General features: G+C 39.4%; 12 protein-coding genes, 1 tRNA gene and 2 pseudogenes. 11 read left to right on the top strand and 4 right to left on the bottom strand.

What is annotated here, in order from left to right; all coding sequences use genetic code 11:
• The first annotated feature begins 214 nt into the window (after positions 1 to 214).
• Entirely contained in the window at positions 215 to 757 is a 543-nt protein-coding gene (locus V8V91_RS03735) for a hypothetical protein (RefSeq protein ID WP_373398828.1), read from the top strand.
• A 677-nt stretch (positions 758 to 1,434) separates the two neighbouring features.
• Here V8V91_RS03735 and V8V91_RS03730 read toward each other — a convergent pair.
• Both V8V91_RS03730 and sucC read right to left on the bottom strand, forming a co-directional pair.
• Positions 1,435 to 1,511, bottom strand: a tRNA-Arg gene (locus tag V8V91_RS03730).
• 23 nt (positions 1,512 to 1,534) lie between these two features.
• The gene (gene sucC / locus V8V91_RS03725) at positions 1,535 to 2,749 is read right to left on the bottom strand and encodes an ADP-forming succinate--CoA ligase subunit beta (RefSeq protein ID WP_074224455.1); all 1,215 of its coding nucleotides are present in this window, start codon (positions 2,747 to 2,749) and stop codon (positions 1,535 to 1,537) included.
• A gap of 151 nt (positions 2,750 to 2,900) precedes the next feature.
• Between sucC and V8V91_RS03720 the strand changes: the two genes are divergently transcribed.
• From V8V91_RS03720 to V8V91_RS03680, 9 genes and pseudogenes are all read left to right on the top strand, one after another.
• Positions 2,901 to 3,551 carry an ABC transporter ATP-binding protein gene (locus tag V8V91_RS03720; RefSeq protein ID WP_373398827.1) on the top strand — a complete coding sequence of 217 codons (651 nt, stop codon included), beginning with the start codon at positions 2,901 to 2,903 and terminating at the stop codon, positions 3,549 to 3,551.
• Between the two features lie 199 nt (positions 3,552 to 3,750).
• A pseudogene (locus V8V91_RS03715) lies at positions 3,751 to 4,559 on the top strand (DMT family transporter).
• A 58-nt stretch (positions 4,560 to 4,617) separates the two neighbouring features.
• Positions 4,618 to 6,105: pseudogene (locus V8V91_RS03710) on the top strand (nicotinate phosphoribosyltransferase).
• Positions 6,095 to 6,733 (top strand): bifunctional nicotinamidase/pyrazinamidase, encoded by a 639-nt coding sequence (gene pncA, locus V8V91_RS03705; RefSeq protein ID WP_373398825.1) that lies wholly within the window; start codon positions 6,095 to 6,097, stop codon positions 6,731 to 6,733. Before V8V91_RS03710 ends, pncA begins: the two are co-directional and overlap by 11 nt.
• Positions 6,726 to 7,244: a thioesterase family protein gene (locus V8V91_RS03700; protein WP_074224450.1), complete on the top strand. Its 519-nt coding sequence runs from the start codon at positions 6,726 to 6,728 to the stop codon at positions 7,242 to 7,244. The genes pncA and V8V91_RS03700 overlap by 8 nt, the downstream gene beginning before the upstream one ends.
• Positions 7,245 to 7,780: 536 nt before the next feature.
• A complete protein-coding gene (locus V8V91_RS03695) occupies positions 7,781 to 8,200 on the top strand; it encodes a hypothetical protein (protein WP_373398824.1) in 420 nt (139 codons plus the stop codon).
• Positions 8,201 to 9,241: 1,041 nt separating this feature from the next.
• Complete coding sequence (locus V8V91_RS03690; protein ID WP_074224448.1) at positions 9,242 to 9,829, top strand: hypothetical protein; 588 nt, start codon at positions 9,242 to 9,244, stop codon at positions 9,827 to 9,829.
• Between the two features lie 547 nt (positions 9,830 to 10,376).
• Positions 10,377 to 10,577 (top strand): hypothetical protein, encoded by a 201-nt coding sequence (locus V8V91_RS03685; RefSeq protein WP_373398823.1) that lies wholly within the window; start codon positions 10,377 to 10,379, stop codon positions 10,575 to 10,577.
• Entirely contained in the window at positions 10,553 to 10,957 is a 405-nt protein-coding gene (locus V8V91_RS03680) for a hypothetical protein (RefSeq protein ID WP_373398822.1), read from the top strand. The genes V8V91_RS03685 and V8V91_RS03680 overlap by 25 nt, the downstream gene beginning before the upstream one ends.
• Positions 10,958 to 10,990: 33 nt before the next feature.
• Here V8V91_RS03680 and V8V91_RS03675 read toward each other — a convergent pair whose 3' ends face one another.
• Both V8V91_RS03675 and V8V91_RS03670 read right to left on the bottom strand, forming a co-directional pair.
• On the bottom strand, positions 10,991 to 12,175 hold the full coding sequence (locus V8V91_RS03675; protein WP_373398821.1) for an ADP-ribosylglycohydrolase family protein: 1,185 nt from the start codon (positions 12,173 to 12,175) through the stop codon (positions 10,991 to 10,993).
• 76 nt (positions 12,176 to 12,251) lie between these two features.
• Entirely contained in the window at positions 12,252 to 13,211 is a 960-nt protein-coding gene (locus V8V91_RS03670; RefSeq protein WP_373398820.1) for a phosphotransferase, read from the bottom strand.
• 179 nt (positions 13,212 to 13,390) lie between these two features.
• Here V8V91_RS03670 and V8V91_RS03665 point away from each other — a divergent pair, with 179 nt between their 5' ends.
• Positions 13,391 to 14,548 carry an acyl-CoA dehydrogenase family protein gene (locus V8V91_RS03665; RefSeq protein ID WP_373398818.1) on the top strand — a complete coding sequence of 386 codons (1,158 nt, stop codon included), beginning with the start codon at positions 13,391 to 13,393 and terminating at the stop codon, positions 14,546 to 14,548.
• Positions 14,549 to 14,601 lie beyond the last annotated feature (53 nt).

The raw sequence follows: 14,601 nt of genomic DNA, 5'->3' as shown, positions 1-14,601 counted from the left end.
AAACAGGAGTCGAGACAATTAAAACTTTTCAATCTTCAAGGAATTTTCGGAAGCAAAGTTTATTAGATCGGCAAAATTCTTAATTTGATTTCAACTATTATCAAATTCCTAAGGATAAAGCTGTTAGTTGCGAGTTAGGTTGAACTGAAATGGCTTTTCAAGGTTTACCGAATAACATTCATTAAGTCATTAAATTAATTATGGAAAAAAAGACTTGAAAGAATTAAAATTGGAAATTCAATTGCAAGCCAAAAATGGAATTGATTTCATACTGTCTGCTGGGGTTTTATGGTTACTAATTTCCTATATATGGACTTTAGAATACTCTTCATACAATAGGAGTATTCTTACTTTTATGATTGGTGCAATTCTCCTTCCTCTTGCTTATGGATTATCAAAAATCTTGAAAACAAATTGGAAAGTAAAAGACAACTCATTGCAGCCACTTGGCCTTTGGTTGAATTTTGCTCAACTTATTTATTTTCCATTCTTGATCTTTATTTTAATTAAGTACCCTGATTATTTTATCATGACTTATGCCATCATAACAGGAGCACATTTATTTCCCTATGCTTGGTTTTATGATGAACTTGGTTATGCTGTTTGGGCTATATTAATTTCTCTTGGTTCCTTTTTGATTACCCTAAAATTTGAAGCTGAAATAATTTGGGTTGTACCGTTTTATACCTCAGTTATGCTGCTTCTTTTTGCGAGCTGGATTTTAATAAGAATCCGTATCCAAAAAGAAAGGTTGTAAAACACTGGTCCAAATACAATAGATATTATTCAAATACATTTGATTCCCTAGATTAAAAGAATGACCAAAAATAATTGCCAAAACCAAGTAATTGAAAGTGTTTTGAAATCAATTCACGTATAACAAAAGGTGAAGAAAAGAAAGATATATTTTTTCGGGGCTTTAATTTTGACACTTTGCACTATAGTCCTTTTAGTGACAGGCTCACCTGTTCTTTCCCTAGCATTGGTTAATGACTCATCAATTCCTTTTGGAACGCTGATAACTTGGCCTGGGATGATTTCTTTACCATTAACCATTTATTGGGGTATTGAAGAAATGAGAATACCAACTGGAAAACTGAACAAAATTCTTTCTGGATTCCTAAAACTCATGATCATCAGTGGAATTCTTTGGGTACCAATCTCTTTTTTACTTGCGGGTAACCTTTCATTCTCGTTTTCCGAGAAAGAAATATTTCAGGGAGGACAGCTTGCAATGCGATGGTTTTGGCGGTTTAGTTATGGAATTGTGATCGGAACCATTCTCACTTTAATTATTTATTGGCTATCGCTACTTTTCACTAAAAAGGGATAAAATACCAACAAATTAATCTTGTCTGTCTGGTATGGGAAGTGATTAATTTCTTATACTAAAGTTTGCTAAAAAAAGAAACCCCGAGTTTTCACCCGGGGTTCTGGTACACGCGGAAGGATTCGAACCCTCAACCCTCGGAGCCGAAATCCGATATTCTATCCAGTTGAACTACGCGTGCCTGAAATTATTTTCAGTAATGTATTATCCTTGCAAAACTGCCTGAACTTTGTCAGCAGCTTCTTTCAAGGTGATCGCAGAAGCAACTTTCAATCCTGATTCGTCAATGATTTTAGCACCTTCGACTGCGTTGGTTCCCTGTAATCTTACGATAATCGGAACTCGAATATCACCGATTGATTTATAGGCTTCCACTACACCATTCGCAATTCTGTCGCATCTTACGATACCACCGAATACGTTGATCAAAATCGCTTTTACATTAGGATCCTGAAGGATGATTCTGAAACCAGCCTCAACAGTAGTAGCATTGGCTCCTCCTCCTACATCAAGGAAGTTGGCAGGCTCACCACCTGAAAGTTTGATCATGTCCATAGTGGCCATGGCCAGACCAGCACCGTTCACCATACAACCCACGTTTCCATCCAATTTCACATAGTTCAATCCGGATTTTCCAGCTTCAACTTCCAATGGATCTTCTTCAGACAAATCTCTTAGCTCCGCAAGATCTTTATGTCTGTATAGTGCGTTGTCATCCAAGTTTACTTTTGCATCTACTGCCAAGATCTTGTCATCTGAAGTTTTCAACACGGGGTTGATTTCAAATTGAGAAGAATCAGTGGCTTCGTATGCTTTGTAAAGAGCAGCAATGAATTTTACCATCTCTTTGAACGCGTTGCCGGTTAAACCTAGTTTGAAAGCTACTTTTCTAACCTGGAAACCTTGAAGACCTACCTTAGGGTCGATCCATTCTTTGATGATTTTTTCAGGTGAATGTTCAGCCACCTCTTCGATGTCCATTCCTCCTTCTGTAGAAGCCATAATCACATTGCTTCCAGTTGCTCTATCCAATAAGATAGATAAATAATATTCTTTTGGTTCGGATGCTCCTGGGTAGTAGACATCTTCAGCAACTAGCACTTTGTTTACTAATTTCCCCTCCGGTCCTGTCTGATGCGTCACCAAAGTCCCGCCCAGAATATTTTTAGCTTTTTCAGCTACATCTTCTAGTTTTTTGGCAAGAACCACACCGTTTGATCCAGTAGACTGGATTTTGCCTTTGCCTCGGCCACCGGCATGAATTTGAGCTTTGATCACATACCAGGAAGTTCCGGTCTGAGCATTTAGCTTTACTGCTGCTTCATGAGCTGCTTCTGGACTGTCGGCTACAATACCTTCCTGAATGCGAACTCCATAACCTTTTAATACTTCTTTAGCCTGATATTCGTGAATATTCATCCTATGAAAATTTTTGCCCGAAGTTAAGTCCTAAGAGCCGATAAATCAAACCTAGATTTGTCCTTTCTTCTCAAAAAATCGCGTTTATTATGAATTAATTGAGTATCTGGAAGAGATTTGTCCTAATTTTAAATTTGTAAAAAATCTTACTATGCTGAAAGCCAGTGGTATCCATAAGCACTATGGAAATCTACATGTATTAAAGGGAGTGGATGTAGAAATTTCATCCTCAGAAATAGTTTCTATTGTCGGTTCTTCGGGTGCAGGGAAAAGTACCCTCTTACATATTTTGGGGACCTTGGACAAACCGGATTCCGGAATCCTGACCATGCAGGACAAAGATCTCTTGAAATTGACCGGGGAAAATCTGGCCAAGTTCCGCAATCAACAAATAGGCTTTATTTTTCAGTTCCATAATTTATTGCCTGAATTTACAGCATCGGAAAACATCCAGATCCCAGGGATGATCAAAGGAGGGAACCCCGCTGCATTGGAGAAGCGGGCTGGGGAACTGGCAGAATTGTTAAGTATCAGTCACCGCCTGGACCATAAACCTTCCACCCTTTCAGGAGGGGAGCAGCAACGGATCGCTGTAGCCAGGGCCTTAATCAATGATCCAGCAGTGGTGTTTGCGGATGAACCCAGTGGAAACTTGGATACGGAAAATGCGAGAGCCTTACATTCCCTGTTCTTTACATTGAGAGAGGAATTGGGTCAGGCTTTTGTAATCGTCACCCATAATGAAGAACTGGCAGGTATGGCGGATAGGCAATTAACCATGAAAGATGGTCTGATTATATAATTGGTCCAATGAGCTCTTGATGGGTTCCAGCTTTTATAGTTGAAATAGGAGGGTGGCAGATGAATTAAAACCAGTTAGTTAATCCAGGCTTCCCTATTTTTAATTCCTTCCAATTTTCTTGAACTTTCTTCCGGTTTTTTACATTTGATCTTGATAACCACCAAATGAATTACTTGTGAAGATAAGCAGTGTCCAGTCCATGTTATTGGCTGGAGTTTTTTTTGCATTGATGAATGTTTCTGTCAAGTACATTCCTCATATTCCTGCCATAGAAATTATCTTGTTCAGGTCTCTCTTTAGTTTGGTGTTCAGCTTTACCATGTTAAGAAGGCAACATGTGCCTGTGTTCGGAAAAATAAAAAACTTTTGGTACTGAGAGGAGTGGTAGGTTCTGTGGGATTGATCTCCTTCTTCTATACACTGCAAAAAATACCATTGGCCAGTGCGGTTACCTTACAATATCTATCTCCCATCTTGACCACCATTCTTGGGATCTTCTTGGTAAAAGAGAAGGTGAAGCCTATCCAGTTTCTGTTTTTCGCTATTTCATTTGCGGGAGTGGTCATGGTACAAGGGTTTGATACCCGTGTAAACCTGCTTTATGCAAGTATCGGATTCATTTCTGCCTTGTTTTCCGGATTGGCTTACAATGTGATCCGGAAGCTGAAAAACACAGAACATCCTTTAGTGATCATCTTTTATTTCCCCTTAGTGACGCTTCCAATTGCCGGAGTTGTCAGTTTCTTCACTTGGGTTCAACCGGAGGGTTGGGATTGGGCCTTTTTATTATGGATCGGAATCTGTACACAGACCGCTCAATATTTTATGACCGTTGCTTACCAAAATGCCAATGTCTCCAGGATCTCCAGTTTGAGTTATCTGGGCGTTTTTTATGCATTAATCTTCGGTTTCTTCTTTTTTGGAGAAGCGTATACGTTCATGGCCTATGTGGGAATGGGGCTATTGTTATTAGGGGTCATCCTGAATTACCGGGTTAAAAATGCATAGGGATAAAAGTTTGTGGAAGTACGCATCCATAGTACCTTTATAGGCTAGCAATTCTTTTATGAAAATCACTAAAGATCTTTATCAGGGCTCTTTGGCCTTATTAACTGATTTCTATCAACTGACCATGGCTTATGCCTATTGGAAATCAGGTAAAGCGGAGCAGGAAGCCGTATTTAATTTATTTTTAGAAAGCATCCATTTCAAGGTGGTTTTACCTTAGCTGCAGGTTTGGATTATGTGATGGATTATTGCAAGAACTTCAAGTTCGGTTCAGAGGATATCGACTATTTAGCGGGAATGAAAAATCAAGAAGGTGAATTGCTTTTTGATCCGAATTCCTCAAGTACCTATCCAACATGAAATTCAGCTGTGATATTGATGCTGTGGAAGAAGGTACCGTGGTTTTTCCGAATGCCCCGATGATCCGGGTGAAAGGGCCATTGATTCAATGCCAGTTATTGGAAACTCCTTTATTAAATATCTTCAACTTCCAGACCTTGATTGCCACCAAAGCTGCCAGGATTAATTTAGCAGCCAAGGGGGAGCCCGTGTTGGAATTTGGACTTAGGCGTGCCCAAGGGATTGATGGGGCATTAGCGGCCTCCAGGGCATCTTATATTGGGGGTGTAGCTCCACCAGCAATGTCATGGCAGGGAAACTGTTTGGGATTCCTGTGTCAGGCACCCATGCACATAGCTGGATTATGTCCTTCGAAACTGAAATGGAGGCTTTTGAGGCATATGCGGATGCTTTTCCCGATCGTTGCATTTTTTTGGTAGACACCTATGATACCATCACCGGAGTCAAAAATGCCATCAAAGTGGGGCAGGCCCTAAGAAAGCAAGGGAAGGAAATGCTTGGAATACGCATTGATTCAGGCGATTTGGCCTATTACAGCAACAAAGCCAGGGAAATGTTGGACGAGGCGGGCTTCCCGGAAGCCAAAATTGTGGCCTCCAACGATTTAGATGAACATATCATTACCTCCTTGAAAGGTCAAGAAGCTTCGATTAATGTCTGGGGAGTAGGAACCAAATTGGTGACGGCCTTTGATCAACCGGCTTTGGGGGCAGTGTATAAGCTATCTGCCATTCGAATAGAGAATGGAACCTATGTTCCAAAAATAAAAATTTCACAGCAGTCATTGAAAATCAATATCCCAGGTGTCCATAATGTAAAGCGGTATTATTCGAAAGGAAAGGCTGTAGCAGATATGATTTACCTGGAGGATCAGGAAATCAATCCCAAAGGATTGGTAATTATTGATCCAATTGATAGTACCAGAAGAAAAAGGATCATGCCTTATTTTTACCAGGAAGAGGAATTGCTCCAGCCTATTTTCAGGAAAGGAAAGCAAGTGTACAAATCCCCAGGTCTGGAGAGGATTCGTCAAAGGGCAAAGGAACAGTTAGAATCATTTGATAAAACCCATAAACGAATGGTCAACCCTCACCTGTATCCGGTAGGCTTAGAGGAGAATTTGCACCATTTGAGAACAGAATTGGTTTTAAAAGCACAACAGTTAGACCCGAAAGATGAAAAGTAAAGAAGAAGCCTTAGTCATAGTGGATGTTCAGAATGATTTTTTACCGGGAGGGGCATTGGCGGTACAAGAGGGGGATCAGATCATTCCTACCATTAATTCATTGCAGGAGCATTTTCAATTTATTGTGGCTACCCAGGATTTTCATCCCGCGAATCATGGCAGTTTTGCTTCCAATCACCCTGGTAAAAAAGTAGGGGAGTTTATAGGCTTAGGGGGAATGGATCAAATTTTATGGCCAGACCACTGCGTTCAGGGAACTTCCGGGGCTTCATTTCATCCGGATTTAAAACAGGATAAATGGAAAGCCATATTTCAAAAAGGTAAAAACCCAGAAGTGGATTCCTATTCAGGTTTTTTTGACAATGCCAGAAAGGGAGATACTGGATTAGGGAAATACCTCAAAGTTCATAGAATTAAGAAAGTTTACATCGCGGGACTTGCATTGGATTACTGCGTGAAGTTTACAGCTTTGGATGCACATGGTTTGGGGTTTGAAACTTATCTGATTGTGGATGCCACCCGCGCGGTAAATGTGGATCCCATGGATGGTGATTTTGCCATAGAGGAGCTGCTTGGGTTAGGGATTAAATTAATTAATAGTCAAGAAATACTAAAAAGACATGTTTGAATACGATCCGGAAAAACACTACCCCTCGGAAACGGAGAGCCGAGTGGTGATTCGGTTTCAAGACTGTGATCCATTAAGGCATTTGAATAATGCGAAGTACTTTGATTATTTCTTCAATGCCAGAGAAGATCAGGTGCCTAAACTGTATGGGTTGGAAGTAATGGACCTAATTAGGAAGTATAAAGCCGCGTGGGTGGTTTTTAACCATAATATCAGTTATGTCAAACCGGCTATGGTGGGGGAATGGGTGCGGATCATGAGTAGGATCATCTGGCATAACCATAATACGGTGGTCATTGAATATTACATGACTGATGATCGTAAAAAGCAATTGAAGACTCTGCTATGGACGACCATGCGCTATGTTACCTTGGCGGAAGGGAAGTCTACCGATCATGAAGGAGCAGTGGCTGATTTTCTAAAAGCTACCTCTGGTAACTTGGATATTTCCACGATAGACATCAAAGAAAGGGTTAAAACCCTGAAGGATCATTTGATCCATAACAATTGACATAAATCAAAAATCTGTGTCTCAGCGAACAAAGCCTGTACATAAGCGTACAGGTTTTTTGATTTTAAGCATTTTGTAATCAATGGGTTAAGAAAAAATAAAAATTATTTTTTCATAAAAAATGCAATAAAGTGTAACCTCTGTTTTTTGCAATACGGTACAAATTTGTCCGCATGCATGACAACCGAACAAGAAATTGTTTCAAAACTGTGCGGAATTGTTCGGTTTAATGTCGATACATTAAAATATTATTTCGTAAAAATTAAAATAAATTAAGAATAAGATTGTTTGAAATCTTAAGGTTTGGCAAGTGAAATAGGTTTTGGTATGGGCTTGGCATCATAGAAAGCACAACACTAAACCAACACTGTTATGAAAACCTTATTCACTTTAGCTATGGCAGGCGCACTTTCTTTTAGCGCTTTAGCCAACGCAGACGACGATTTAAGAGCCTTGTCTGACGTAAATTCAAATTTCAAAAAATCAACGTATTACTTAAAGAAGGTGTAGGTGATGCCAAAATTGCCATCATCGATATGAATGGTCATAAACTTCATCAAAGAAAGGTACATGTAAAAAATGACGACCTCATGGTCCCTTATAATTTGGATGAATTGCCTTGTGGAGAATACCAAGTACGAATATCTACTGACGACGAGGAAGTAGTGTACACGGTAGAAACAAAGGAGAGACCGATTCCTACTGAAGAGTTGCCTTTAATGGCATATGGAAAACTGTTAGATGATGATACGATCAATTTGGCTGTCATAGGCCTTACAGAACCAGGTGTGGAAGTAAAAGTGAAAACCGAAAAAGGAGGAAGAGTAATCTATGAAGAATACATCGACCAAGCTGAAGGTTTCAAGAAAGACTTTACTTTCAATGGGATCAACCCAGAAGATATTTACCTAGAAGTAACTGACGCCTTAGGAAGAACTAGAATCATTCATTTTTAGGCTTTCAAACCTAGTTTAGTTGATGAAAGAGCTTTAACCTCCGGGTTAAGGCTTTTTTTGTGTCTCGTCCTAAAATAAGTTGACAACACATCAAATAGGATGAAAAGGAGGGTTGGAATTGCCGTCGTTTATTAAAACGAAATTGGAGGGATTGAACTAGCCCACAAAAGCTGAACCATTGGCTTCAGGGAAAAGACGAGAGCAACTTGTTTGAAAACCAAAAACAGTTTCATTTACCAAGAGACTGATTATATAATGTGTGGATATTCCTTGGGGACAACAGACTTTTTTTTAAACAGGAAAGGAAACTGTTGATTCAATCTTTGTTCAACTATCAAAGGCTACTTATTCCAAACCCAGGTAAAGAGGCACTCAAACAGGTAGGCAGATTCCAATCCAAACCAATCAAAAAAATTGAATGAATCGTTATATTGTTAATTTCTTCATAAATAATGAGAGGGAGGGGTTCAAGTTTACCTACGTTTCCTTGACTCCGCTATTTTTTACCAGCTTTCTAAAGAATTGTAGAATAGTAAATAAAGTGAATTGATTCTTTACATAATTCTATTTGAGGAGATCATGCCTTGGATAAGAAGTAAAGATCCAGATTCAGTTAAATCCAGCTCGAAATCTTCATAAATAATCAAAAGAGAAAAGAAGATGAGTCAATGCTTTGTCCGAATACTTGAATCCTAACGGACAAAATATGTACAGTACCGTACAGTTTATTTTTGGCAACAAAAATTATAAAAAGATTTTGAAGCTTTTTCGAAATTAAATTTCCTTAACAAGTTCATTTTTTTGTAACCCTGAAAATCCTGGATAACCCGGAAATATGTCCGCTTGTAAGACAGTCGAACAGTAAAGTGAATTGGAAGTGGACAGATTTTGTTAAAAAATCATGAATTTTTCAAAATTTAATTTTGATAAACTGTTAAAAAAGTAAAATAAAAGAAGAATCATTACATGTGGTTTTGGCACAAGCCATTGGTTTGGTACGAGCTTGGCAATAAGGTAAGCACAACACTAAACCAACAAGTTATGAAAACCTTATTCACATTCGCAATGGCTAGCGCCTTATCTTTTAGCGCATTGACAGCAAACGCAAACGAAGATTTGAAAGATCTTTCAGCTGTAAACACCAACTATAAAAAGATCAATGTTACTTTAAAAGAGGGGGTTGGAAATGCAAAAATCTCTATCCTTAACCAAGAAGGAAAAAGCCTGAACCAAAAGAGGGTTCACGTAAAGGATGAAAGTATCGTGGTTCCTTACAATATGCAAAATTTACCGGCAGGTGAGTACCAAATTAAAATTGTAACAGATGAAGAAGAAGTAATCTATTCTGTCAACACGACCGATTCCCCAATTCCTGTAGAAGACCTACCTTTAATGGCATACGGAAAAGTGGTGGATGAAAACACTGTAAGTCTTGCGGTAGTAGGATTGACCGAGCCTGGAGTAGAAGTAAAAGTATATTCTTCAGAAAGTGGAAAAGTCATCCATGAGGAAACGATTGACCAAGCAGAAGGATTCAGAAAAGACTTCTCCTTCAAAGGAATGAACTCTGAGGATGTTTACCTTGAAGTAAAAGACACTTTGGGAAGAACAAGAACCATTTTCTTCTAATTCTAAACCAACTTATTAGAAGTAAGCCCTGATCTCACGATCAGGGCTTTTTTTTATCCATGAAAATTGGACACATCACCTAAATGGTTCTTGACTCATCAAAAGCGAGTAACACCTTCAAAAATAAAAGGATGAGGTAATTGATTGAGGAAGAGGACGCTAGGCGGTTTCTTGCTGCAATTGTTTTTGCCCTTTCGTGAAAATGACTCTGGGTGAACAAAGGTGTACAAATGCGTACAGGTACTTGGGCCAACAAAGAATCTCCATACTTTTTTCACTTTATTTTTTATGTTAAAAAGCAGTAAAAATATCCCTCAACTGTAACCTGGGAATTTCTAAAACATAGCCAAATCGTTCGGTTTTATGACAGAATACCCGCATTCTGTAGGTTTTTTATCTGATTGAGCTCATTTTATTAAAGAGCATCCAAATAATATTCTGTTTTTCTGTGGTAGAGTGGAAATCCTTCCTCCTGGAAATTTCAGGGAGATTTAAACTTGGTACAGCGTTGGTAAAAAGATAAGTATAAATCTAAACCAACATAATTATGAAAACTATTTTAGCATTAGCAATGGCCAGCGCAATATCTTTTAGCGCTCTTGCTGCAGAGGATGACTTAAGAGAATTGTCAGGAGTCAATTCCACATTCAAGAAAATCAATGTCACTTTAAAGAGTGAAGTAGGGAATGCCAAAATTTCCATCCTGGATGAGTCAGGAAAAAATTGGCAGACAGAAAAGTTCATTTGAAAAACACAGATGTAGTGGTTCCATTCAACCTGAATGGGTTGCCAGAAGGAGATTACTTGGTGAAAATTGAGACCAAAGAGGAGGAAGTGATTTATGAAGTAGAAACCATAGATAGACCGATCCCTGCAGATCACCTTCCTTTGATGGCATATGGAAAAGCAATAGATGACAATACCATCAACCTTTCTGTGATTGGCTTAACCAAGCCGGGAGTAAAAGTGGAGATTCATTCTGCTTCCTCTGGAGAATTGATTTATGAAGAGTTCATCGATCAGCCTGAGGCATTCAAGCAAGATTTCACTTTAAAAGACCTCAAAGCAGATCAAGTGTACATGGAATTGACGGATGCATTGGGAAGAAGTAGAACCCTGTTTTTCTAACCTATTCAACTACCACAGCTAAAAGCTCCCGGATTAATTCGGGAGCTTTTTATTTTGACTAATGTGTACTGTTAAATTCTTTGCCAGTTCTTTTAAATCGATGCCCAGTATTTCTTTGCTTACCTGGACAACTTTTTCTTTGGAGGAGCTTGGCAATTGATCAAATCCATAAAAAGCACCCAAAATACCCCCAGCCACTGCAGCGGTGGTGTCATTATCTCTCCCATAATTCACCAAAAAAACCAGCGTTCCCTGAAAATCAAAATCCGCATACAGCATGGCTGTCAATAGTTGTAGGTAGATTTCACCTGCATGAAAAGGCATGTCCTGCTGCCGTTGGTCCAATTCTGCAAAGGCATATTTTAATCCTTCACTGTTGGGGTTCAGTCTGAATTCCGTGCTATCTAACTCCAAGGATTGATGATGTATTCTAAGGGCCTCTACCAAAATCCGTTGAGCAGTTCTTCCCACCAATCTGCTTTCATAATACCCTCTGGGATCTATTCTCAAAGACGCTAACAAATCTTCTTTGGTAGCTCCCTGCCTCATTCCTGCAGCGGTCATGGCCGCAGCTAAAGCCGTTAAATCTCTAGCATATCCTATGTCATAAATAGAGAGCTTATAGGCTTCTTGATATGCTTTTTCAGGATTGGCAGGAAAAACGGCACCAATGGCCGGGGCATACAATAGGCCTGCACAAACCATTTCACCTCCATAAAACCTGCTTAAGGAATCGGCATATCCATCCAGGTTCCCTTGGATATAAGGTTGACTCACTTTTGCCCATTCTTGGAGCCAAGTAAGTTTGAGCGTAGCCCCTTCGATTTCGGAAGGGTTTACTCCTTTGATGGATTTCAACTCCTGCACATACTCAGAGTATTGGTCCCATATGTACCGAGCAAAGGCAGCAGAATTTAAGGAATGCGGATCTTGACTGAGCAGGTAATTTACCGTCAGTTCTTTCCATCGGGTGTCATCGGTGGTTCCTCCGGCAGGTAAATTCGGTAACCAAATCCCTTCTGGAGAAACTTCTCTGACCATAGAGTCCAGCTGTTCCACAAAGCCATATTGCAGATCAATGTCTTCTCTTGACCACATTTCTGTAGGAGCCCCCATGGCATCGCCTATGGCTGATCCCACGAGCATTCCAAGAATTTTATCTTCTAATTCCTCTGGAGAAAGCCCTGGATCAACGTAATGGTATTCTTCTTCCTTCACTATTTCTTCTTTTTTGTCTGATTTACAGGCAATGAACAATAGGAGGAAAAGACATGAAATCAGAAGGTGTTTCATACTAAGATAGAATCAATTGTTCTGCTTTTTCTAGTAAGCGTTCTTTTTGCGGTAGTGTCATGTTGAGAGGCAGCTGCGCAATCCCTATTAAACGCCTCAATAGCTCCACACCCTGATATTGATTTAATAATTCTGGAGAAAGCGGTAGGGCATAAGTCTGAAGAATTTTGGTTTTGACCTCCTCTGGCTGCTGCCCAAGATCCAAATGGGCAAATAGTACTCCTAAATCAAATTCAGGATCTCCCAAAAATGCAAATTCTGGATCAATGACTTTTAAACCGGCTCCTGTTTTTAACCAGCTTTCAGGGTAAAAATCCCCATGTAAAAGGGTTTCTCCTTGTTTTAAGTATCTTTTTCCAAGTTCCTCTATTTTCCTCTTTAAAGGGATGTTGGTTTTGTATTTCAGACTGAGATCTTGAAGTCCATACTGTATCGAATCTAAATCAAACCCATTTTCAACTTGAAAAGGGAAGCTAAAAATATGCTCATGATTCAGTTTCTTCATCAAGGTGTTATCTGGGAATGCTTTGGGTTCTAGACCATGAAGTGCAATCAGGTAGTCACAGAGGTCATTTACATCCGTTTTGCCTAACTTGAAATCTCCGCGATATATTCCTGCAAAATCACTTCCTTTTCCCAAATCTTCGGTAATCAACAAATGTTGTTCTGGAATAAATTTTAAAACCTGGGGTGAATAATTTCTTAGGGTAGAACTCTTGCCTATGGCCTTAAAAAATTCATGTTCCACATCTATTCTTTCAATCGGGGCAGGAATCTGAGGGAATTTGTTGACATAGGGTTTTGATTGTTTGATGATCACCGAGCGTAGGTTGGTGGTTACTCTTACCACCACATTCATATTGCTCTCCCCGGCCGATTCAGACTTTAGGATTCTTTCATCCGCTTTCCAAAATGGGATGGTTGAAATTTCTTCCAACCTGGTATTTTCTTCCAGATTCATGCTACAGTTTTTAATGATTGTCAAGGAATAAACATACGCCTTCAAACATAAGTTTAGATGATGGATAATGAGTACAAATTAGGAAAGATTCAGCATTGTGTCGCATCCCATACAATTTTGGACTTGCCCACATCCAAAAATCCTTATTTTTGATAACGAGATAAAAATATAAACCCTATATGTTTGGATTGCCAAGAACCTTATTTACGGAAGAACACGAACTTTTTCGCCAAAGTGTTCGAGATTTTATAGCGAAAGAAGTAACTCCCCATAATATGGAATGGGAGAAAAATAAAATGGTATCAAGAGAGTCCTGGAAGAAGTTTGGAGAAAATGGATTTCTAGGAATTCAAGCCCCCGAGTCCTTGGGAGGAATGAATATTCAGGATTTTAGATTTAATGCCATTTTGGTGGAAGAGCTTGGTCTCAGCGGATGTTCGGGTCCTGCCATTGGTTATCCTTTACATAGTGATATAGTGATGCCCTATATTTTACATTTTGGGACTGAGGAGGTGATGAATAAATATATTCCAAAGATGATTTCTGGGGATTACATCGGGGCGGTAGCCATGACAGAACCTGGAGCAGGAAGTGATCTTCAGGGAATTCAGACAAGAGCAGAAGATAAAGGGGATTATTATTTAGTCAATGGATCCAAAACGTTTATCACTAATGGGTTCTTGTGTGATGTAGTCGTGGTAGCTGTAAAAACGGACCCCACCAAGGGCGCAAAGGGGATTAGCCTTATGGTGATCGATAAGGATATGCCAGGTTTTACAAAAGGAAAGCCATTTGACAAGGTGGGTTTACATGCCCAAGATACCTGCGAATTATTCTTTGAAGATGTGAAAGTGCCCAAGGAAAATTTGCTAGGAAAAGAAGGAGAAGGCTTTAAATACCTGATGATCGAACTTGCCCAGGAACGCCTTGTGGTCGCCTTGGCAGCGGTGGCCTTGGGAGAGTATATGCTGACTTCTACGATTGAGTATGTCAAGGCTAGAAAAGCATTCAACAAATCAATTTCTGAGTTTCAAAACACAAGATTCAAATTGGCGGAGATGACTGCCGCTTTGGAGCAGGGGAGAATTTATTGCGATTATTTGGTTCAGTTGCATAATGAGGGAAAGCTTGATTCAGCCATGGCTTCTGCTGCAAAATACAATATGACCGAACTGCAATGTAAGGTGGCAGACGAATGCGTGCAATTACACGGAGGGTATGGATATATGTGGGAATATGGAGTGGCTAGAGCCTATGCAGATGCCAGGGTTCAAAGAATATATGCAGGCACCAATGAGATCATGAAAGAATTGATTGCAAGAAAAATTTTAAAATAGTAATAGGATTTAATTGTTGAAAGACAATAAATTTTAGTAATTCAGAAAAATTT

Origin of the sequence: Algoriphagus halophilus (assembly GCF_041729275.1) — a bacterium.
Taxonomy (GTDB): Bacteria; Bacteroidota; Bacteroidia; order Cytophagales; family Cyclobacteriaceae; genus Algoriphagus; species Algoriphagus halophilus_A.
Note: the sequence above shows the minus strand (reverse complement) of the source record. Positions and strands in the feature narration are given on the sequence as shown.